This window comes from Novosphingobium sp. SG751A (assembly GCF_013149295.1).
GTDB lineage: Bacteria > Pseudomonadota > Alphaproteobacteria > Sphingomonadales > Sphingomonadaceae > Novosphingobium.
Genome location: NZ_JABGCB010000005.1, coordinates 274,695 through 295,174 on the forward strand (window position 1 = coordinate 274,695; position 20,480 = coordinate 295,174).

Annotated in this window: 17 protein-coding genes; 6 read left to right on the top strand and 11 right to left on the bottom strand. The window is 64.9% G+C overall.

Annotation, left to right across the window (positions count from 1 at the left end):
* Positions 1-9: 9 nt before the first annotated feature.
* Positions 10-1,875: an aminodeoxychorismate synthase component I gene (pabB, locus tag FHW96_RS09010; protein WP_172340216.1), complete on the bottom strand. Its 1,866-nt coding sequence runs from the start codon at positions 1,873-1,875 to the stop codon at positions 10-12.
* Positions 1,876-2,094: 219 nt separating this feature from the next.
* Here pabB and FHW96_RS09015 point away from each other — a divergent pair, with 219 nt between their 5' ends.
* Positions 2,095-4,845 carry a M1 family metallopeptidase gene (locus FHW96_RS09015; protein ID WP_253950830.1) on the top strand — a complete coding sequence of 917 codons (2,751 nt, stop codon included), beginning with the start codon at positions 2,095-2,097 and terminating at the stop codon, positions 4,843-4,845.
* Here FHW96_RS09015 and FHW96_RS09020 read toward each other — a convergent pair whose 3' ends face one another.
* From FHW96_RS09020 to FHW96_RS09045, 6 genes are all read right to left on the bottom strand, one after another.
* Positions 4,846-6,393, bottom strand: coding sequence for an ATP-binding protein (locus tag FHW96_RS09020; protein WP_172340217.1), 1,548 nt, complete (start codon positions 6,391-6,393; stop codon positions 4,846-4,848). It lies immediately after the preceding gene.
* Positions 6,390-7,136, bottom strand: a complete 747-nt coding sequence (locus FHW96_RS09025) for a response regulator (protein WP_172340218.1) — start codon at positions 7,134-7,136, stop codon at positions 6,390-6,392. The genes FHW96_RS09020 and FHW96_RS09025 overlap by 4 nt, the downstream gene beginning before the upstream one ends.
* Before the next feature lie 38 nt (positions 7,137-7,174).
* Positions 7,175-7,927, bottom strand: coding sequence for an EF-hand domain-containing protein (locus FHW96_RS09030; protein WP_172340219.1), 753 nt, complete (start codon positions 7,925-7,927; stop codon positions 7,175-7,177).
* Positions 7,928-8,152: 225 nt separating this feature from the next.
* Positions 8,153-8,545 (bottom strand): cupin domain-containing protein, encoded by a 393-nt coding sequence (locus tag FHW96_RS09035; protein WP_172340220.1) that lies wholly within the window; start codon positions 8,543-8,545, stop codon positions 8,153-8,155.
* Positions 8,535-8,930 (bottom strand): VOC family protein, encoded by a 396-nt coding sequence (locus tag FHW96_RS09040; RefSeq protein WP_172340221.1) that lies wholly within the window; start codon positions 8,928-8,930, stop codon positions 8,535-8,537. The genes FHW96_RS09035 and FHW96_RS09040 overlap by 11 nt, the downstream gene beginning before the upstream one ends.
* Positions 8,931-8,999: 69 nt before the next feature.
* The gene (locus tag FHW96_RS09045; RefSeq protein WP_172340222.1) at positions 9,000-10,802 is read right to left on the bottom strand and encodes an aminopeptidase P family protein; all 1,803 of its coding nucleotides are present in this window, start codon (positions 10,800-10,802) and stop codon (positions 9,000-9,002) included.
* Between the two features lie 73 nt (positions 10,803-10,875).
* Between FHW96_RS09045 and FHW96_RS09050 the strand changes: the two genes are divergently transcribed.
* Both FHW96_RS09050 and FHW96_RS09055 read left to right on the top strand, forming a co-directional pair.
* Entirely contained in the window at positions 10,876-12,948 is a 2,073-nt protein-coding gene (locus tag FHW96_RS09050; RefSeq protein ID WP_172340223.1) for a S9 family peptidase, read from the top strand.
* Between the two features lie 265 nt (positions 12,949-13,213).
* A complete protein-coding gene (locus FHW96_RS09055; protein WP_172340224.1) occupies positions 13,214-13,627 on the top strand; it encodes a thioesterase family protein in 414 nt (137 codons plus the stop codon).
* 215 nt (positions 13,628-13,842) lie between these two features.
* Here FHW96_RS09055 and FHW96_RS09060 read toward each other — a convergent pair whose 3' ends face one another.
* The 3 genes from FHW96_RS09060 to FHW96_RS09070 all read right to left on the bottom strand — a co-directional run bounded on the left by FHW96_RS09060 (position 13,843) and on the right by FHW96_RS09070 (position 17,504).
* Positions 13,843-14,349: a CHAP domain-containing protein gene (locus tag FHW96_RS09060; protein WP_371815675.1), complete on the bottom strand. Its 507-nt coding sequence runs from the start codon at positions 14,347-14,349 to the stop codon at positions 13,843-13,845.
* A gap of 148 nt (positions 14,350-14,497) precedes the next feature.
* Entirely contained in the window at positions 14,498-16,882 is a 2,385-nt protein-coding gene (locus FHW96_RS09065; RefSeq protein ID WP_172340226.1) for a DNA translocase FtsK 4TM domain-containing protein, read from the bottom strand.
* A 79-nt stretch (positions 16,883-16,961) separates the two neighbouring features.
* Positions 16,962-17,504: a thiamine phosphate synthase gene (locus FHW96_RS09070; RefSeq protein ID WP_172340227.1), complete on the bottom strand. Its 543-nt coding sequence runs from the start codon at positions 17,502-17,504 to the stop codon at positions 16,962-16,964.
* Between FHW96_RS09070 and FHW96_RS09075 the strand changes: the two genes are divergently transcribed.
* The 3 genes from FHW96_RS09075 to FHW96_RS09085 are packed head-to-tail and all read left to right on the top strand — an operon-like array spanning position 17,503 to position 20,030.
* Complete coding sequence (locus tag FHW96_RS09075; protein ID WP_172340228.1) at positions 17,503-18,165, top strand: YggS family pyridoxal phosphate-dependent enzyme; 663 nt, start codon at positions 17,503-17,505, stop codon at positions 18,163-18,165. The genes FHW96_RS09070 and FHW96_RS09075 overlap by 2 nt on opposite strands.
* 3 nt (positions 18,166-18,168) lie before the next feature.
* Positions 18,169-18,780, top strand: a complete 612-nt coding sequence (gene bioD, locus FHW96_RS09080) for a dethiobiotin synthase (RefSeq protein WP_172340229.1) — start codon at positions 18,169-18,171, stop codon at positions 18,778-18,780.
* Positions 18,777-20,030: an adenosylmethionine--8-amino-7-oxononanoate transaminase gene (locus FHW96_RS09085; RefSeq protein ID WP_172340230.1), complete on the top strand. Its 1,254-nt coding sequence runs from the start codon at positions 18,777-18,779 to the stop codon at positions 20,028-20,030. Before bioD ends, FHW96_RS09085 begins: the two co-directional genes overlap by 4 nt.
* Here FHW96_RS09085 and FHW96_RS09090 read toward each other — a convergent pair.
* Positions 20,022-20,477 (bottom strand): hypothetical protein, encoded by a 456-nt coding sequence (locus FHW96_RS09090; protein ID WP_172340231.1) that lies wholly within the window; start codon positions 20,475-20,477, stop codon positions 20,022-20,024. The two genes, FHW96_RS09085 and FHW96_RS09090, sit on opposite strands and share 9 nt — an antisense overlap.
* Between the last annotated feature and the right edge of the window lie 3 nt (positions 20,478-20,480).

The following is a 20,480-nucleotide window of genomic DNA, read 5'->3' on the forward strand; positions in this document are numbered from 1 at the left end:
GGATGCGCGTTAAGCGCAAAGCTGCGCCCGCATCAAGCCGCGCAGGCCGTTGCCGATAAAGAATCCGTCCTCCAGATCCTCCAGCGTCAATTCCGCCTCACGCGCGCGCCCTTCCTCGATCAGCGTCCGGCGCAAGACCCCCGGCAACAGCCCCAGCGCCAAAGGCGGGGTCAGCAGCATCCCGTCGCGCTCGACAAAGACGCTGGTGAAACAGCCCTCGGTGATCAGCCCGTCATCGCGGACAAAGATCGCCTCCTTCGCGCCCTCGGCCCGCGCCGCGCGCAGGCCCGCGTCATAGAACCAGCGGTCCGATGTCTTGTGCCGCAGCCGCCAGTCGCCCGTGTCCAGCGGGATCGGCAGCGCGATGACCGGCACCGGCCCGTCGCGATCCAGCGGCGCAGGCAACGGCCCGACCTCGACACTGACCGCCCCGCTGCGCCCCAGCACGAGGCGCAGGCGCGAGGGCTTTTCCACCTCGAAACACAGCGCATGGATCGCATTGCGCGCGCCGTGGCGGTCAAAGGAAAAGCCGAGCAGCCCGGCGCTTTCCTTCATCCGCTCCAGATGCGCCTCCAGCAGAGGCACGCCCAGTTCGGGATCGAAGGCCATCGTCTCGATCAGGTCGAAAGCCGCGATCATCTTGTCCGGCGCTGGCTGATGCACAAAACCCCCTTTGACCAGACATTCCCGCCATTCGTCGATCGCGCGCGAATCCGCCACCACCGCCGACCCCACGCCCAGCACCGCCTTGCCATCGGGCGCCAGACGCAGCGAACGGATTGCCACATTGAAAGAGGCGCTTCCAGTGGAATTAAGAGCGTCGGGCGGGTCGATATGGCCTAAGGACCCGCAATAGATCCCGCGAGGGTCGCGTTCATGGGCATGGATCAATTCCATCGCCCGGATCTTGGGCGCACCGGTCACCGATCCACAGGGAAACAGCGCCCGGATCACATCGACCAAAGAGCGCCCTTCCTCAAGCCGCGCCGTGACGGTCGAGACCATCTGATGCACGGTGGGATAGGATTCAATGGCAAAGGGCGCATCGACGCGCACGCTGCCCGCATCGCTGACGCGGGCGATGTCATTGCGCATCAGATCAAGGATCATCAGATTTTCCGAGCGATCCTTGATGCTTTCGACCAGTTCGCGCGCCAGCGCCGCATCGGCATCGGGCGTGGCGCCGCGCGGGCGGGTGCCTTTCATCGGCTTGGCGCGCAATTGCCTGCCCTGCGCCTCAAAGAACAATTCGGGCGAGAGGCTGAGCAGCCAATATTGGCCGTCGAACAGGATGCCGCCATGGCCGCCCCCGCCGCTGCTGCGCAATTGCGCATAGAGCGCCAGCGGATCGCCCGCCCATGGCCCGGCCAGCGGGAAGGTGAAATTGGCCTGATAGATGTCGCCCGCGCGGATCGCCTCGGCAATATGGGCAAAGGCGGCCGAATAGGCCCCCGGCCCGATGGCAGGCACCATGGGGCCGATCCGGGGCGCCGGATCGTGGGCGGCATGTTGGGCCAGCCACCGGGCCACATCATCGCCCGCCATATCCTGCCAGCCATCAAAGGCGCCCATCCACACCAGCGGCCCATCGGCCCCGCTGCGCGCCGCAGCCAGGGGGGCAAGGCGCAGCTCCAGCGCCAACCCTGCCTCATAGCCGAAATGGCCGGCGCAGGCGTAACCCTGTGCGATCAACGCCTCGATCCGCGCCAGCGCCGAGGCGACCTCTTCGGGCCGCCGCGCGATGACGATTTCGCGCGGGTTGGTATAGAGCCTCGCGCGGCCTTCATCTCCGCCCGATGCCCCATTCTGGCGAGCGTCGTCGAGCAGGACAAAGGGCGCGTTACGGCGCCGGTCGTTTCTTATGGAATCTCCCATGATGGGCGGCTTCTAGCGATGTAAGGCCAAGGTTGCAAAAACCCTTTGTCCCTTGGGCATCTGTGTTGCGCTTTCGATGCAGAAAGCGATAGAAATGGCCTAACATCGCATTATATTGAATGAAATAGAGGGGCTGGCCTGTTCGGCCCGGTCAAAATCCGGCCATCATGAACGGGGCCATGAACGGGGCAGGGACGGCCCCTTGGGGGGAGAGCGATCATGCGTCATCATCGGCTTTTTGGCACTGTGCTTTGCGCCGCCATGATGCTGCCCCATGGGGCATGGGCCGCCCCTCATCCTGCGGCGCGCCCGGTTGCCCGCCATCCCGCACCCGCCGCGTCCGCGCCCGTGGTGGCTGCGCCTGTTGCGGCCCCCGCCGCCCCGGCCCAGCCTTTGCCGCCCCCGCCTCCCGCGCCACGCGGGCGGCTGGAGGGCGCGGTCACGCCCGCCTTTTACCGCCTCGACCTCTCCGTCGATCCGGCCAAGGAGCGCTTTTCCGGCCATGTCGAGATTGACGCGCTGCTGCATGGCGCGTCGCATTATGTCTATCTGCATGGGCGGGATCTCAACGTCACGCGGGCCAGCGCGAACGTCAACGGGCGCAAATTTTCTGGCCATTGGAAGCAGGTGGACGATACCGGTGTTGCCCTGCTGACGTTTGACGAGGAATTGCCTGCAGGCCAAGCCACCTTCGCCTTTGACTATGACGCAGCCTTTCAGGACGGGCCGCAGGGCATGTTCCGCGTCAAAGTGGGCGATCAATGGTACAGCTGGACCCAGTTTGAATCGATCGACGCGCGGGCGGCTTTCCCCTCGTTTGACCAGCCCGGCTATAAGCAGCCCTTCACCGTGACGCTGCGCACGCCCAAGGGCATGACGGCGGTGTCCAATGCGCCGGAGGTGGAAACCGCCGACGAAGGCGCCCAGACCATCCACCGCTTTGCCCAGAGCGCGCCTTTGCCCTCCTATCTGGTGGCGATGATGGTGGGGCCTTTTGCCGTGGCCAAGGGCGAGGTGCCGCCCACGCCCCAGCGCGACAAGCCTTTGCCCCTGCGCATCATTTCGACCCAGCAGAACAAGGACAAGCTGAGCTTCGCGCTGGAGAATTCCAAGAGCATCGTCACCCATCTGGAAAGCTATTTCGGCACCGCTTTTCCCTATCCCAAGCTGGACCAGATTACCGCACCCGTCATGCCCGGCGCGATGGAGAATGCCGGGGCCGATCTCTATCAGGACAATCTGCTGATTCTGGACGATGCGGCCACTACGGCGCAAAAGCGCGCCTTCGGAATGGTGGTTGCGCATGAATTGGCGCATCAATGGTTCGGCGATCTGGTTACGCCTGCGTGGTGGGATGACATTTGGCTCAACGAGAGCTTTGCCAACTGGATGGGCTATCGCATCGGCAACGAGTGGCGGGCGGACCTGAACATTGGCGCGGGCGCGCTGGAGGAAGGCTTTGCCGCGATGGGCACCGACGCCTTGCTGGCGGGGCGTCCCATCCATCAGAAGATCGACACCAATGCCCAGATCGACGCGGCCTTTGATTCGATCACCTATGGCAAGGGCGGCCATGTGGTGGCGATGATCGCGGCCTTTATGGGCGATGATAAATTCAAGGCGGGCGTGCGCGACTATATGGCCGCGCATCGCTATGGCAATGCCACCAGCGCCGACTTCTTCGCCTCGCTGGCCAAGGCCTCGGGCGATCCGCGCATCCTGCCCGCGATGCAGAGCTTTACCGATCAGCAGGGCATCCCCCTGCTGACCTTCAGCGGGGGCAAGGGTGAATATTACGCAGTGCAGAGCCGCTATGCCCGGCTGGGCACGCAGGCCCCGCCCCAGAAATGGTCGATCCCCTTTTGCGTGCGGGTGGAAAAGATCCGCCAGTGCCAGTTGCTGGACGGCGAGGCGGCAATCATCAGCATCATCGTCAATGGCGCGATGATCCCCAATGCGGGCGGCACGGGCTATTACCGTTTCGACATGCCCCAGGCCGACTGGGAACGCCTGCTGGCCATTTCGGCGGGCCTGCCGGGCGGCGAGGCGCTGGCCGTGGCCGACAGCCTGTGGGCCAGTTTTCAGGCCGGGCGCGCGCGGCCCGTGCTCTTGCTGCAAATGGCGCGGACCATGGTGAACAACCCCGATTCCTATGCCAGCGCGGCGGCCACCGGATGGTTGCAGACGCTCGAGCGCGCCGGTTTTTACGATGCGCCCGCGCAGGGGGCCTATCGCGCGCTGTTCGCCCGGCTCTATGCCCCGATGCTGGCCAAGGCGGGGTTCAATCCCGCGCTGGGCGCCTATGCGGGCGAGGAGGCCGAGGCCTCGCAGCGGCGCGTGCAACTGGTGCGCAAGATGGCGGGCGTGGCGCGCGATTCCGCGCTGCTGGCCACGCTGGCGGGCGCGGCTGGCGCATGGTTGGGCGGCAACAAGGCGGCGCTCGATCCGGCATGGTATGGCGTGGGCCTTGGCGCATGGTTGGAGGCGCAGGGGCCGGGGCTGACTGCTGCCAAGGTGCTGTTTGAACAGGCGCTGGCTTCGCAGGACCCGCTGTTCCGCCCCGCTGCGCTTTCGGCTCTGGCCGGGGCGGGCAAGGCGGATATTGCGCAATGGCTGCTCGATGACGCCAAGGACAAGCGCTTGCGCCTGTCCGAGCGGGTGCAATTGGTGATGGGCGTGGCGGTGAACGCCAAGACGCGCGACATGGGCTATGACTGGCTGCGTGCCCATGCCGATGAATTGCTCTCGGGCAGCTCGGGCATCTTCCTTGCCTCGCGCCTGCCGCAGGTGTTCGGCACCTTCTGTTCGGTGGAAAAATCCGATGCGATCCAGAAGGATTTCGGCGCCCGGCTGGCGGGCAAGACCGGTGAACTGGAACTGGCCCGCGTCATCGAGCAGGTCCATAGCTGCGGCGTCTTGAAGGACGCGCGCGCCGCCGAGGTTTCCGCCGCGATGATGCGGGCCAAATAATCAGTTAGGAAGCGGCAGCCAGAGCGTCGCCATCAACCCGGTCACCGCGCCGCGATCGTCGATCTGATTATGCAGCGTCAGCCGTCCGCCATGCTGGTCCGCAATCGCGCGGGCCAGCGTCAGGCCCAGCCCCGCGCCGCCAGTGGCGGTGTTGCGCGAAGGCTCGCCCCGCGTAAACGGCTCGAACATCTTTTCAACGTCGCCGCCGATCCCCGTGCCATGGTCCACCACGCGGATCACTGCCCAGCCATGGCCCTCGGCCTCTTCGCGCACCATCGTCACCTGCGCACTGCCGGCATAGCGCAGCGCATTGCCGATCAGATTGCGCAGGGCCCGGCGCAGCCACGTTGCGCGCGCCGGCATGACCAGACGCGGCGCATGGTCAAATTCGACATCATCGCCCATATCCTCATATTCCTCGACAATCGAGGCGACGAGGGCGGCCAGTTCGGTTGATTCGACCGGATCGCTGGGGCGGCCCACGCGGGCCAGCGAGAGAATATCATCGAGCGAGCGGGTGATGTCCTCGATGGTCTTGGCCATCTTGTCGCGCTCGGCATCGTCCTCGACGCTCTCGATCCGCACGCGCAGCGCGGCCAGCGGCGTTTTCAGATCATGCCCGATGGCACCCAGCATCACGTCCTTTTCATTGATCAGCGAGGTGATGCGCTGCTCCATCGCATTATGCGCCTCGATCAGATGGCGCACGTCGGCTGGGCCTTGGGGCTCCAATTGGCCGGTCGATTCGCGGGTCCGGGCGAATTGATCGACCCGGCTGGTCAGCGCCGCCAGAGGCCGCGCGATCCGCCGCAGGATCAGCGCAATCGCGCCCACCAGCACGGCATAGATAAACAGCGTCTGGGCAATCAGCGTGGCCAGCAGCCATGGATCGCGCGCCGGAACGGAGGAGCGCACCACCATCCAGTCGCCGCCATTTTCGGCCTGAGCCGCCGCCACCAGCACATGCCGGGGTTTGGGCGGGGCATGGTCGCCCATCATCGCATAGCGGCGGTCGACGCGCTTTTTCCAGAAAGGGTCATCGGCAATATCGCGCTCGACCACCATCAGATGTTGGGGTTTCAGATCCTGCGAGCCGAGCAGTTCATTGAGACGCTGGGTGATTTCGGGCTTGGCTTCGTCGCCCGCATTAGGACGGAAATCGGCCATGCGCACCGGGCGGGGGCCGCGCGGCATATCGTCGGGTCCGCGCCCAACCATCAGGGGCGGGCCGTCATGGCGGTGCGGCTCTCGCGCCCGTTCTTCGCGCAGGCGCTCGGCGCGCATCATCTCGGCAGGCGGCGGCGGGGGAGGCGGGCCTCCTTCGGGGGTGTCGGCCTCGTCGCGGTGGCGCAGCGCAATGGCCGTGCGCATCGCCAGTTCCTGCGTCACCTGCTGTTCGCGATATTCGGCCTGCGCCTTATACAGCAGGATCGCGCTGATCGTCTGGGCCAGCAACAACGCGCCCGCCAGCGCCAGCATGACCTGTCCGGTCAGGCTGCCCGGTAAAAGTCGGGGCGGCAAAAACCGGCTGGGGGCCCAACGCTTCATGCCTCCACCGTGGGCACCCGGCGCACATCGGCGGCCAGCATATAGCCGCCGCCCCAAACCGTCTGAATCAATTGCGGATTGCGGCTGTCCACCTCGATCTTGCGGCGCAGACGGCTGACCTGATTATCGACCGCGCGGTCGAACAGATGCGCCTCGCGCCCCTGCACCATGTCGAGCAGGCGGTCGCGGTCCAGCACTTGCCTTGGGTGTTCGAGGAAGGCCATCAGCAGGCGAAATTCCACCGAGGAAATCGCCACAATCGCGCCATCGGCGGCAATCAGCCGCCGCTTGAGCGGATCGAGCCGCCAGCCATCGAATTGAAAATCCTCATTGGCCTGCGTTTCGGCCAGCACGCCGCGATGCGTCCGGCGCATCACGCTGCGGATGCGGGCGACCAGTTCGCGCGGTTCGAAAGGTTTGACGACATAATCGTCGGCGCCGATCTCAAGACCCACGATCCGGTCGGTCGCTTCGCCCCGCGCGGTCAGGAAGATCGTCGGGATCGAGCGCGCTTCGGTCAGATGGCGGCACAGCGACAGCCCATCCTCGCCCGGCATCATGATGTCGAGCAACACCAGATCGGGCACATCAAGAGCGATGATGTTGCGCGCTTCAGCCGCGCTGGCCGCCTGCCGGACGGCAAACCCCTGACGCTCCAGATAGGAGGCCAGAGGTTCGCGCAGATCCGGCTCGTCATCGACCAGCAGGAGGCGCAGCGGAGTAATGTCGCTGTCGCTGTTCACTTCACCCTACCTTACAGTCCCGCACAAGGTGGGATACCTTACTGCCCCGCAGGAGGCGGGGGCGGCGGCATATCATGACCGCCATGCTGACCGGGCCCGCCGGGGCCCATCCGGCCCGGACCACGCTTGCCGTCGCGTTCGCCCATATGGGCCTTCATCGCGGCGCGGCGTTCCTCGGGCGTGACTTTGCCATCGTGATTGGTGTCCGCGCTGTCAAACATCTTGAGCGCGGCGCCGACAAAGGCGTCCTTGGTCACGGTGCCGGTGTGATTGGGATCGGCCTGACGCATCAGGCCCATCATCATGCCGCCGCCCATACGGTGCGGACCCATGCGATGATGGCCGCGCGGGCCCTTATCACCGGGGCCGCCGGGCCCCATTTTGCCATCCGGCCCGCCCGGAGGCGGCATATCCTTGTCGCCCATGGGGCCCATGCCTTGCTTCATCCGCTCGCGCATCTTGTCATGGGCGGCTTCAAATTCCTGACGGCTCAACTGGCCATCATGGTTGGTGTCCATGGCATCGAAATGTTTGGCCTCGCGCGCCTCGCGGTCGGCCTTGTCCAGCTTGCCGTCGTGGTTGATGTCCATCATGTCGAACATCTTTTCGGCGTGGGCCTTGGCTTCTGCGCGGGTCATCTCCTTCATGGGGGGCATATCGCGGGGTGGCATGTCGCGGCCCATGGCGTGAGGGCCGGCAGGCGGCGCCGGGGGCGTGGCGGGGGCCTGCGCATGGGCCACCGAAACCGCCATGAGGGCGATGGCGGAAAGCCCGATAGAAAATTTCCTCATCCTAGCGATCCTTACAGTGAACTCTTCTTGGGGGGCAAAAGAGAGTTGAATGAAAGCTGCAACCGTTACCCGTGCCTTGAAGGGGGAGGGGAGAGGCCGGGGCGGCTGCAGCTTTCATGGCTGTTCTATGCCCCGACTGTCGCGCCATTATGCCGGAACCGCCGATTTTTGTCGCCAATTGTCGCGCCATTCTTGCCGATTACGTATTATCCGTCGTCTTGTCCGTCAACGCGCGCGGCCCTGCGTGTTCCATCCGGCCGTGATGAACAGCACCCGCGCCGAGGCGGCCACATTGGCCGTGTGCCACACCCCGCGCGGGTTGATCGCACATTCCCCGGCGTTCAGCGCTACCTCCTGCCGCACCCCTTGCGCATCTTCCTGAATCAGCGTGATTTCACCATCAAGGCACACCACCACCTCCTCGCCCTCGGGATGCATTTCCCATGAATCCCAGTCCTGCGTGAAGCTGTACATGCTGACCAGCCGCCCTTCGGCGCCATCGGCGGCATGGCGCGCGATATAGGGGCCGTACCAGTCCATGCCGGAAAATTCCGGTTCCGCGCAGGCCGTTCCGCCAAGGCCGAGGTGGACCGGATGGGTGGCCAGATTATGCTTCATGGCCCTCTCCAAATCCGGGAGCGAAGACGAAGGCGTTGAGCTTGTTGCCATCCCGGTCGCGGAAATAGGCGGCATAGAAGCCGGGGAAACGCTCGCCCGGCGCGCCCTCGCACGATCCGCCCAGTTCCAGCGCCAGCGCGTGGATACGGTTGACCTGATCGCGGTCCTTGGCCTCCAGCGCGACCATCACGCCATTGCCCACGCTGGCGGGCTGACCGTCAAAGGGCAAGGTGATGCCGATCCCCGCCGGGCCGCCCGGCACGCCCCATGAGATATAGCGCTCATCGCCTCCCATGCGCCCCGCGCCCAGTTCCGCCGCGATGGCGTCATAAAACTCCGCCGCGCGGGCCAAATCCTGCGTGCCCAGTGTGACATAGCCGATCATCTCTGTTCTCCCGATGGTGCCGAGTCGTTTGGCGGGAACAATATGGGAACACGGATGCTCCTGCAAGCATCACCCCAGCGGGGCGCATTGCTCCTTCAGCCAAGCCAGTGCCTCGCCCGACAATTGCGGGGCGATGATGCTTTCCACCCGCGCATGATAGGCGTTCCACCATGCCACCTCGTCGCGGGTCAGCAGGCGGTCATCGACCAGCGCGCGCTCGATCGGCACATGGGTCAGCGTTTCAAAGCCGAAATAGGCCCCTTCGGCCCCGTCCATCGCGCGATCCTCGACCAGCACGAGATTTTCGATGCGGATGCCATAGGTCCCGGTTTTGTAATAGCCCGGCTCGTTCGAGAGGAACATGCCCGCCAGCAATTCCTGCCCCGTGCCCGCCTGTCCGCCGCTGGATTTGGCGATGCGCTGCGGCCCTTCGTGGACCGAGAGGAAGCTGCCCACGCCATGCCCGGTGCCATGGGCATAATCCAGCCCCGCCGCCCAGAGATATTGCCGCGCCAGCGTGTCGAGCTGCGATCCGTTGGTGCCGGATGGGAAAACGGCGCGGGCAATCGCGATATGGCCTTTCAAAACGCGGGTGAAACGGTCGCGCACCTCGTCCGGGGCCGCGCCGGGGCCGATCCAGACGGTGCGGGTGATGTCGGTGGTGCCGTCGGGATATTGGCCGCCCGAATCGACCAGATAAACGCTGGAGGGATCAATCGTCCGGTTGGTTTCCTCGCTGACGCGATAGTGGACGATGGCGCCGTTTGGCCCCGCGCCGCTGATCGTGTCAAACGACAGGTCGCGCAGGTCGCCGCATTCCCGGCGGAACTGGTGCAGCGCCTCGGCGGCGCTCATTTCCGTCACGCTGCCCTTTGGGCCTTCGACCGAGAGCCAGTGGAGGAAGCGCGTGACGGCGGCGCCATCGCGGGCCTGCGCGGCGCGGTGCCCCGCCTGTTCGACCGGGTTCTTGATCGCCTTGGGCAGGACGCAAGGGTCGCGCTCCTCGATGATCTGCGCGTCGGAAAGCGCCTCAAAGATCGCCGCCACGCTGCGTTCGGGATCGACCACCACCTTCTTGTCGGCCAAAGCGCCAAGGGCAGGCACGAAAGCCTCGCGCGGCTGAATGCGCACAGCATTGCCCAGATGGGCGCGCAACTCCGGCGTCACCTTTTCGGGCGCGATGAACAGGTCCGCCGTGCCATCGGCATGTGCCACCACAAAGGAGAGCGCCACCGGCGTGCGCGACACGTCCGTGCCCCGCATATTCAGCAGCCAAGCCACCGAATCGAGCGCGGCAATCACCGCCGCGTCGGCCCCGCGAGCGGTCAGCCATTCGGCCACGGCGGCGCGTTTCGCCTCCGACCCCACGCCCGCCAGCGCGGTGGAATGGGGCGCGGCGGGGGCAAGGCTGCGCTCGGGCTGATCGGCCCACACAGCATCGACCGGATTGCGATCCACCGCCACCAGCGTCGCGCCGCGCGGCTCCAGCGCCTTTTCCACAGAGCGCGCCCACGGGCGGCCATGCAGCCATGCGTCATAGCCGATCCGCGCGCCCAGCGGCGCATGCGCGCCCAGCCATGCGGCGGGGCTGGTGGCCGGGACATTCTGATACTCATACAGTGCGCCATCCACCTGATCGCGCACCTGAAGCGTATAGCGCCCATCGACAAAGATCGCAGCCCGATCGGCCAGCACCACCGCCGTCCCCGCCGACCCGCCAAAGCCCGTCAGCCATTCGAGGCGTTGGGCATAGGCGCCGACATATTCGCTCATATGCTCGTCGGAGATCGGGATGACGAAACCATCCAGCCCTTGCGCGTTCAGTTCGGCGCGCAGGGCAGAAAGGCGGGCGGAATGGGAATTGTTCGGCATTGGGACGCGCTTTCCTTCAATTCCCGCACCACTGTCGCTTGCGGTGGGGGGCTTGCCAACATAGATGCAAGCTATGAGCAATTCCAGCCAGCCTCGCCCCCCGATTGCCGCCAAACAGGCGCATAGTTTCACCCACCACGGCATCACCGTCACCGACGACTATGCGTGGCTGCGCGATGCCAACTATCCCGAGGTGGGCGATGAGGGGATCCTTGCCCATCTGAACGCGGAAAATGCGTGGTTCGAAAGCCGGATGGCCGGGCAGAAGGACCGCATCGACGCTCTGTTCACCGAAATGCGCGCCCGCATCAAGGAAGCCGACAAGAGCGTGCCGCAGAAGGATGGCGATTACCTCTATTGGATCGAATATGAGGAAGGCGCTGAATATAAGAAATGGTGGCGCAAGCCCGTGGCGGGCGGCGATGATGAATTGCTCCTCGACGAGGTGGCGCTGGCCGAGGGCAAGGAATATTTCCGGCTGGGCGCGATTTCGCTCTCGGCCGATGGCAAATTGCTGGCCTGGAGCGTGGATGACAATGGATCGGAGCGTTTCACCGCCCGCATCCGCGTGGTCGCCACGGGCGAGGTCCTGCCCGATGTGATCGAGGGGACGCTTTCCTCGCTGGTCTGGGTCGCGGGCGACAAGGGGCTGGTCTACAGCCTGGCCAATGACAATTGGCGCACGGACAATGCCCGCCTGCACTGGCTGGGGCGCCCCGTGTCCGAGGATGTCGAACTGTATCATGAGGATGACGAGGGTTTCCGCGTCGGCTCCTCGCTTTCGGCCAATGAGAAATGGCTGATCATTTCGACCAGCGACCATGAGACCAGCGAAGTCCGCCTGATCCCGGCGGACGATCCGTTGGCCGCGCCGATTCTGGTGCGCGAGCGGGTCGATGGCGTGGAATATGATGTCGATGAGCGCGATGGGGTGCTCTACATCCACGCGAACGATACGCATGAGAATTTCCGGCTGGCCAGCGCGCCTTTGGCCGATCCGGGCAACTGGACCACGCTGATCACCGGGACGGATGAGTTCTACCTCACCGGCTTTGACCTGTTCCGCGATTTCTATGTGATCGAGGGGCGGGTGCGCGGGCTGGATCGCATCGAATTGCGCTATTACGATGACCCGACTCGGATCGAGCCGATTGAATTTCCCGAGGATTCCTATGAGGCCGGATTGGCCGACAATCCCGAATGGGCGGTGGACCGTTTGCGGGTCAGCTATGAAAGCATGGTCAGCCCGGCCAGCGTCTATGACTATCATCTGGCCGACAAGAGCCTCGAACTGTTGAAGGTTCAGGAGATCCCCAGCGGTTATGATGCTTCGCTTTATGAAACGAAGCGGCTGGAGATCATCGCGCGTGACGGGACGCTGGTGCCGGTCAGCATCCTTTATCGCAAGGACCGTGTGGGCGCCCAGAATGGCGATGCAGGCCCGCTGCATCTCTATGGCTATGGCGCCTATGGCATTGCGATCAGTCCGGGCTTTTCCACCACGCGGCTTTCGCTGGTCGATCGCGGCTTCGCCTATGCCATCGCCCATATCCGCGGCGGCGACGACATGGGCCGCGCGTGGTACAAGGCGGGCAAGCGCGAGGCGCGCGAGAACACATTCAACGATTTCGTCGATGTGGCGCGCGGACTGTGCGACCTTGGGTTTACCGCGCCGGGGCGGATCAGCATTTCGGGCGGATCGGCGGGCGGCGAGCTGATGGGCGCGGTCATCAATTCCGACCCGGGCCTGTGGGGCGCGGTGGTGGCCCATGTGCCCTTCGTCGATGTGCTGAACACGATGCTGGACGAGAGCCTGCCCCTGACGCCGGGCGAATGGCCCGAATGGGGCAACCCCATCGAGGACAAGGCGGCGTTTGAACTGATCCGCTCCTACTCGCCCTATGATCAGGTGAAGGCGCAGGACTATCCGCCGCTGATGGTGACGGCGGGGCTCAACGATCCGCGTGTGACTTATTGGGAGCCGGCGAAATGGGTGGCGCGGCTGCGTGAGCTGAAAACCGACAGCAACGAGCTGGTCCTGAAAACCAATATGGGCGCAGGCCATGGCGGGAAATCGGGGCGGTTTGAAAGCCTGACCGAAACGGCGGAGGAATTTGCATTTATCCTCTGGCAGTTGGGGGTTTGAGTTTAGGGGGTAAGGATGCCTCCGGCGGGTTAAGGGCGGGGGCCCTTAACAATCCCGTTAATGGGGTGGCGCGTGGCTTCGTCCGAAGCACAAAGCCGCCGCGCCGCAGGCTATTAAACCGCTTCGCAGATGGCCTCCCACCTGCGAATCAAGCACCGCCCCATTAATGGCATCGCAAAGAGATGAATCCCTTTGCCCGCCGGAGGCATAATTCCTTTTACCGAAAACCCCTTGCCTTCCTGATGCCTGCCCCCAAATTCCCCCCATGCCCAACCGCTTCACCCACACCTTCACCGCAGGCCCCGATGACATCGACATCATGGGGCACGTTAACAACGCCGTCTGGGTGCAGTGGATGGAGGCGATTGCCACCGCGCACTGGATGCAGGACGCCGCGCCCGAGCATGTTGAGCGCTATGTCTGGGTCGTGACGCGGCACGAGATCGACTATCGCGGCAATATCGCGCAGGGGCAGAGCGTGACCGCCGAAACCTTTATCCCCGAAGGCCCGGTCGGCGCACGCTTTGACCGGCGGATCGACTTTCGCAATGATGCAGGCAAGGTGATCGTTTCGGCGCGCAGTACATGGGCGATGCTGGACAAGGATACGCTGCGGCTGACGCGGGTGTCGGGGGAGATTGCCGAAGCATTTGCGCCGGAGGGGGGCTGGGGCGGTTAAGATATCTCCGGCGGGCAAAGGGATTCATCCCTTTGCAATCCCGTTAATGGGGTGGAGTTAAAGTTCGCCGGGATGCGCTGATCCGCGAAGCGGTTTTAAAGCCTGCAGCGCTGAAATGTTGCGCTCGGGTTGATCCTGCGCGCTGACCTGAAAGTCTAGGGATTGTTAAGGGTCGAGACCCTTAACCCGCCGGAGGCACCTTAAACCCGGAAAACTCAGTCCCGCATCGCCAGCTTAGCGCCATCGAAACGGTCAGCCTTGTTGGCATAGATGAAGCCATAGGTGGGCGAGGAGCGCATGCCCAGCTTGCCGGTGGGGGCGTAGAACACGCGCACTTCCGACCAGTCGCCATTGGCCGAGACGTCTTCAGCCATGGCGCTGCGCTCGATCATGCCGGGGCGCGACCAGTTGGCGTGGTTAAGCAGGACGTGGCGTTCATCGATCACCTTGGAAACCATGGCGACATGGCCCGCGCGCATCGAGTGGGTGGCGCGGAAGGCGAGGACGGCGCCGGCCTTGGGTGCGTTGCCGCGGTCATAGCGGCCCTCGGCCTGATCCCACCATCCGGCGGCGCGGCCCGAAAGGGCGATGCCCGAGACTTCGCGGGCGTAGGGAGCGCATTGCAGCACCTGCGCCGAGGCGGGAACCGAGATGAAAGCGGCGAAAATCAGAGCGATAGCGGCGCGGATCAGCTTTACGTTGAAAAAGGAAACCCGGACCACTGAAAACCCCTTGGCGCTGGATGGCGTCGATGGCCAAGGTGTAGCCAGAGGATTGCAATTAGGGAATGTCCGGAGGCGGCGCTCCATCGTGGCTTAACAACGGTTCATCGGCTTTCGCACCCGCAGCATGGGGATAAGCCGTTAACCGTCACAGCACATTCCCATCCTTATCCCGATAGACCTCGCGCCGCCCGACATGGTTGGCGGGGCCGACAAGACCGTCATTTTCCATCCGCTCGATCCATTTTGCGGCGGTGTTATAGCCCACGCCCATCTGGCGTTGCAGCCACGAGGTCGAGGCCTTCTGGCTCTCGAACACGATGTGGCAGGCCTGACGATATTTGCGCTCTTCGGGGTTGTCGCTGGCGGTGGCTTCCAGATCGTCAAAGCCGAAGCTGCCTTCTTCCGGCTCTTCGGTGACCGAATCGACATAGTTCGGCTTGCCCTGCGCGCGCCAGTGGTCGGCGACATGCTCGACCTCTTCGTCAGACACAAACGGCCCGTGGACGCGCACGATCGGCCCGCTCGACGGCTTGAACAACATGTCGCCCTTGCCCAGCAACTGCTCGGCCCCCTGTTCGCCAAGGATGGTGCGGCTGTCGATCCGGCTGGTCACGGCAAAGCTGATGCGCGTGGGCAGGTTGGCCTTGATGACGCCGGTGATGACGTCCACCGAGGGCCGCTGGGTCGCCATGATGAGGTGGATGCCCGCCGCGCGCGATTTCTGCGCCAGACGCTGGATCAGCACTTCGATCTCCTTGCCCACCGTCACCATCAGGTCGGCCAGCTCGTCGACGATCACCACGATCAGCGGCAGCACCTCGTAATCGAGCTGTTTGTCCTCATACAGCTCCTCGCCCGTCTCGGGGTCAAAGCCCACCGAAATGCGCCGCCCCAAAGGCTTGCCCTTGGCTGCGTTGCTGCGCACCTTTTCGTTGAAGTTCACAATGTTGCGCACGTTGATCTCGCTCATCTGGCGATAGCGGCGCTCCATTTCCTCCACCGCCCATTTCAGCGCGCGCACTGCTTTGGCAGGCTCGGTCACGACTGGACTGAGCAGATGGGGAATGTCCTCATAAGACTTCAATTCCAGCACCTTGGGATCAACAAGGATCATCCGGCACTGTTGCGGCGTCAGGCGATAGAGCAAGGACAGCAGGATACAGTTCAGTCCCACCGACTTGCCCGACCCCGTCGTGCCAGCCACCAACAGGTGGGGCATCGAGGCCAGATCGACGATGATCGGTTCGCCCGCAATGTCCTTGCCCAGAATCATCGGCAGCAGGCCCTTGGCGCCGACGAATTTCTCGCTGGCGATCAACTCCTTGAAGCTGACCATCTGCCGGTCGGCATTAGGCAGCTCGATGGCCATGACGGTGCGCCCCGGCACCGGCGAGACGCGGGCCGAAATCGCGCTCATGTTGCGGGCGATATCGTCGGCAAGGCCCACCACGCGCGCGGCCTTGATGCCCGCGGCGGGTTCCAGCTCGTACATGGTCACCACCGGCCCGGTGCGCACGCCCGTGATCTCGCCCTTGACGTTGAAATCGTCCAGCACGGTTTCGAGCAGCTTGGCGTTGCGCTCCAGCGCCAGCTTGTCCACCTTGGGCGCGCTGTTGGGCGGAGGATCGGCCAGAATGTCGAGGCCGGGCAACTCGCAGGTGCCGAAAAGGTCACCCTGCTTGGCCAGACTGCCCATTTCGGCGGGCTTGGCCAGCCGCGCCGAATCGCTGATCTGCGGCGCCTTGCGCGGGCCTGCCGATGGTTCGTCGGGGGTAAAGGGCAGATCTTCTGCTTCCGCCTCGGCCTCGGGCGTCATGGCTTTGGGCTGGCGTTTTTCGCGGCGGGCGGGGGCCGGGGCCTCCTCGCCATCGGTATGTTTGCGCCGGAAATGCAGCGGCATGGTCAGAACCCAGCCCCAGTCGATCGCAAACACCCGCGTGATGGCCGCGATCCCGCCCACAAAGGCCAGCACGCCCAGCGCGCCCGCAGCCCAGCCCTGCGCCACATCGGGCAGCCATCCGGCCACGCCCCGAATCGCTGCCGCGCCCAGCAGCCCCATGATCCCGCCCGGCGAGGCGGGCAGATTGCCCGGATGCTCGCCAAAGCCCAGCGAGAGCGCCGAGGCCAGCAGCCCCATGCCCAGCACCAGCACGGCGGTGGGCCGCAGCCAGTATTGCTGATGCAGCGGCACGGCCTCCTCCTCGTCGGCATCCTCGGCCTCGGCCACCAGCCAGAGCTGGCGCGCAAAGATCAGCAGCAGCGGCACCGCCAGCCCCGCCATCGGCCCGAACATCAACAGCGCCCCATCGGCCACAAAGGCCCCCGGCCGCCCCAGCCAGTTGAGCACCACTCCGCCCGAAGCCGTCGAGGCCGAAGGGTCGGTCTGATGATAGGTGAGCAAGGCCACCGCCAGCAGCACCGCGCCCAGCCCCAACAGGCCCGCGCCCAGCAATTCGGCGCTGCGCAGCACGCTGCGCCGCAGGATCAGGCGCCATGATGCGCCGCTGTGCTTGATGGGCCTCGAGGCCATGGGGTGCTCGTTTCAACAAAGGGATGGAAATTGCCGGTATAATGCGCCTTTGGAGGAGTCCGCGTCAAGAATTGCGGCATCAATGCGTGGGGGAAAGCCCGTCAATCGCGGCCCAGCGCGGCCATTTCAGGCTCCGCGCGCGCCGCCTGTTCATCCCGCCAAGGGCGATCACCGGCACAAGGCTGCGCGCGGCCAGCAGGCGGAAACGCACCGCCCCCAGCACCGGCGCACCCGGATGGCTGCGCGTGGGAAACACCGGCGAGAGCAACACGCCCGCGCTGCCCCGCACCCGCCGCAGTTCGCGCAAACTATGCGCCGTGGCCAAAGCCTGTCCCGCGCCATAGGCCCCGTCCGCCCCCCAGCGCCGCGCCATTGCCGCATCGCCCGCCAGCACCACCGCCATCCCTCGCCCCCGCGCAATCCGGGCCAGCGCACGGAACCTTGCCTGCCTTTCGGCCTCGGGCAGGTGATAGTGGCGATAGATCAGCCCGCTGCCCCTTGGCATCCGGCGCAGCGCGCGCTCCAGCACGCCATCATTGCGCGCGTCGGAAATCAGCCAGAGCCGGGGCAAAGGGGAAAGGGGCTGGCATGGACGCATCAGCGCGCTATAGCACCGCGCCATGATGGAACCAGATTCTTCGCTTGGTATCGTGCGCGAAAAAATCGCCGCCGCCGCCCGCATCGCCCGCCGCAAGGACAGCGACATCACGCTGATCGCCATTTCCAAGACCAAGCCGGTTGCGGAAATCGAGCCCCTGATCGCGCAGGGTCAGCGGGTGTTTGGCGAAAATCGCGTGCAGGAAGCGCAGGCCAAATGGCCCGAACTGAAAGCCCGCTATCCCGACATCACCCTGCATCTGGTGGGGCAATTGCAATCGAACAAGGCCGAGGATGCGGTTGCGCTCTTCGATGCCATCCATTCGGTCGACCGCCCCAGCGTGGTAACGGCGCTGGCCAAGGCGATGGAGAAGCTGGGGCGCCGCGTCCCCTGCTTCGTTCAGGTCAATATCGGCGCCGAGGAACAGAAGGGCGGCTGCGCTGTGGCTGATCTGCCCGCCTTGCTGGCCCAGATCCGCGAGGCGGGCCTGCCGCTGGCGGGGCTGATGTGCGTGCCGCCCGCCGATATTGAGGCGGCGCCTTTCTTTGCCCTGCTGGCCAAGCTGGCGGCGGATAATGGTCTTTCGGGCCTGTCGATGGGGATGAGCGGCGATTTTGAAACCGCAATTACGCTGGGCGCGACCCATATTCGCGTGGGTTCGGCTTTGTTCGGGGCGCGGGATTAAATCATGAGCGGGCTGATCGTTACCGGCACGGATACGGGCATCGGCAAGACCGTTCTGGCCGCCGGATTGGTGGGCCGCCTTGGGGCGCGATACTGGAAGCCCGTGCAATCGGGGCTGGAGGAGGAAACCGACAGCGAATGCATCGCCCGGCTCGTCCCCGGCGCGACCATCCATCCCGAAGCCTATCGCCTGATCACGCCCGCCAGCCCGCATTGGGCTGCGGCGATTGACGGGGTGACAATTGATCCAGCTCGCCTGACGTTGCCGCAGGGCGATGGCCCGCTGGTGGTGGAAGGGGCGGGCGGGGCGTTGGTGCCTTTGACCGACACCCGCCTTTATGCCGATCAGTTTGCCGATTGGGGCCTGCCTGTGGTGATCGCTGCGCGGACGGGCCTTGGCACGATCAACCACACTTTGCTGACGGTCGAGGCGCTGCGCGCGCGGGGTTGTGCGATTCTGGGGCTGGCCTTCATCGGCGAGGCGGGGCCGGCTGAGGAGGAGAGCATGCGCTTCCTTTGCGCCCATACCGGCCTGCGCCGCCTTGGTCATCTGCCGCGCCTTGCCTTGGTGACGCCCGAAACGCTGGCGGCCGCCATGGCGGATTTCGACCTGTGACGCGCTCGCCCATCTGGCATCCCTTTACCCAGCACGGGCTGGGCGAGCCGATCCCCCTGATCGCGCGGGCCGAGGGGGCCAGCCTTTATACGCAGGATGGCGACCGGATCGTCGATGCTATTTCAAGCTGGTGGGTGACCACGCATGGTCATGCCTATCCCCCCATCGTGCGCGCCATTGCCGAGCAGGCCGGGCGGCTGGATCAATTGATCTTTGCCGGATGGACGCATCAGCCCGCGCAGGATCTGGCCGAGGGTCTGGTGAGCATCACCGGCCTGCCCTACGCCTTCTTCTCCGATTCCGGCTCCACCTGCGTCGAGGTCGCGCTGAAAATGGCATTGGGCCATTGGCGCCATCAGGGGCAGGGGCAACGCCAGCGCATCGCCGTGATGCAGCATTCCTATCACGGCGACACGATCGGCGCGATGAGCATCGGCGAGCGCGGCGTTTACAATGCCGCCTATGAGCCTTTGCTCTTTGCCGTCGATACCGTGCCCTTCCCCTATGCCGGGGCCGAGCAGGCGACCTATGACGCGCTGGAGCGCTTTTGCGCGGGCGGCGATGCGGCGGCTTTTATTGTTGAGCCTTTGGTGCTGGGGGCGGGGGGGATGCTGTTCTATCCGCCCGCCGTTCTGGCCGAGATGGCGCGGATTTGCGTCGCCCATGGCGTGCTCTTCATCGCCGATGAGGTGATGACCGGATGGGGCCGCACGGGCACGATGCTGGCCTGCGATTCTGCCGGGGTGAAGCCCGACATCCTGTGTCTGGCCAAGGGGATCACCGGGGGGGCGCTGCCTCTGGCGGTGACAATGGCCAGCGAGGCGATTTACGATTCGCATTACGCCCCCGACCGGTCCAAGACCTTTTTCCACTCCAGTTCCTATACCGCCAATGCGATTGCCTGCGCGGCGGCCGTGGCCAATCTGGGCGTGTGGCGCGACGAGCCGGTGCAGAGCCGCATCGACACGCTGGCCGCGCGACAGGCGGCGGGGGCGGCGATGCTGGCGAATGTGGCGGGGGTGGAAAATGTCCGCCAATGCGGCACGATCCTCGCGCTGGATTATCGCGTGCCGCAGGGGGGATATCTCTCAGGCCTGCAACCGCGCCTGCTGGCCTTTTTCCGCGAGCGTGGGTTGTTGATCCGGCCCTTGGGCAACACCGCCTATCTGATGCCGCCTTATTCGATCTGCCAAGAGGATCTGACCTCCTGCCATCATGCGCTGGCCGAGGCGCTCGAACTCTTAGCGTAGCATTTCGGCGCGGCGCAGATCCTTGGGCCGCCCGAAACTTTGCAGGATCGCGCGCATTTCCTCGCGAGAGGGCGTGTAAAGCACCGTATCGCCCAGATGATGCGCGATGCGGCTGGTCGGGACCACATTCTGCCACTGACCATCATGGTTCAGGGCAAAGTCGGCCATGAATTCCACCGGCAGTTCGGGTGTATCCCAACGGGCATAGATGCCCGAGCGGAACCGGCTGTCCACCCCGCCCGGCGCGGCGTTCAGTCCCAGCGCGGGCAAGATTTGCGCCGCATCGCCCGCAGAGAGCAGGACATCGAGATCAGCCACCGTGCCCGAGCCTGCGCTGAGCAGGGCGACCGCGCCGCTGCCGATGATCCACCAGGGATCGCGTGCATCGGCCATCGCGCCCGCCACGGCGCGCAAGCTACGTTCCAGTGGCGGGGCGAGGGGATGCATAGG

Coding starts and splice junctions, on each gene's coding strand:
- FHW96_RS09090 (WP_172340231.1), bottom strand. CDS start 20,477: ATGCATCCCCTCGCCCCGCCACTGGAACGTAGCTTGCGCGCCGTGGCG.
- FHW96_RS09065 (WP_172340226.1), bottom strand. CDS start 16,882: ATGGCCTCGAGGCCCATCAAGCACAGCGGCGCATCATGGCGCCTGATC.
- FHW96_RS09050 (WP_172340223.1), top strand. CDS start 10,876: ATGAGCAATTCCAGCCAGCCTCGCCCCCCGATTGCCGCCAAACAGGCG.
- FHW96_RS09070 (WP_172340227.1), bottom strand. CDS start 17,504: ATGGCGCGGTGCTATAGCGCGCTGATGCGTCCATGCCAGCCCCTTTCC.
- FHW96_RS09030 (WP_172340219.1), bottom strand. CDS start 7,927: ATGAGGAAATTTTCTATCGGGCTTTCCGCCATCGCCCTCATGGCGGTT.
- FHW96_RS09015 (WP_253950830.1), top strand. CDS start 2,095: ATGCGTCATCATCGGCTTTTTGGCACTGTGCTTTGCGCCGCCATGATG.
- FHW96_RS09045 (WP_172340222.1), bottom strand. CDS start 10,802: ATGCCGAACAATTCCCATTCCGCCCGCCTTTCTGCCCTGCGCGCCGAA.
- pabB (WP_172340216.1), bottom strand. CDS start 1,875: ATGGGAGATTCCATAAGAAACGACCGGCGCCGTAACGCGCCCTTTGTC.
- bioD (WP_172340229.1), top strand. CDS start 18,169: ATGAGCGGGCTGATCGTTACCGGCACGGATACGGGCATCGGCAAGACC.
- FHW96_RS09035 (WP_172340220.1), bottom strand. CDS start 8,545: ATGAAGCATAATCTGGCCACCCATCCGGTCCACCTCGGCCTTGGCGGA.
- FHW96_RS09055 (WP_172340224.1), top strand. CDS start 13,214: ATGCCCAACCGCTTCACCCACACCTTCACCGCAGGCCCCGATGACATC.
- FHW96_RS09040 (WP_172340221.1), bottom strand. CDS start 8,930: ATGATCGGCTATGTCACACTGGGCACGCAGGATTTGGCCCGCGCGGCG.
- FHW96_RS09020 (WP_172340217.1), bottom strand. CDS start 6,393: ATGAAGCGTTGGGCCCCCAGCCGGTTTTTGCCGCCCCGACTTTTACCG.
- FHW96_RS09075 (WP_172340228.1), top strand. CDS start 17,503: ATGATGGAACCAGATTCTTCGCTTGGTATCGTGCGCGAAAAAATCGCC.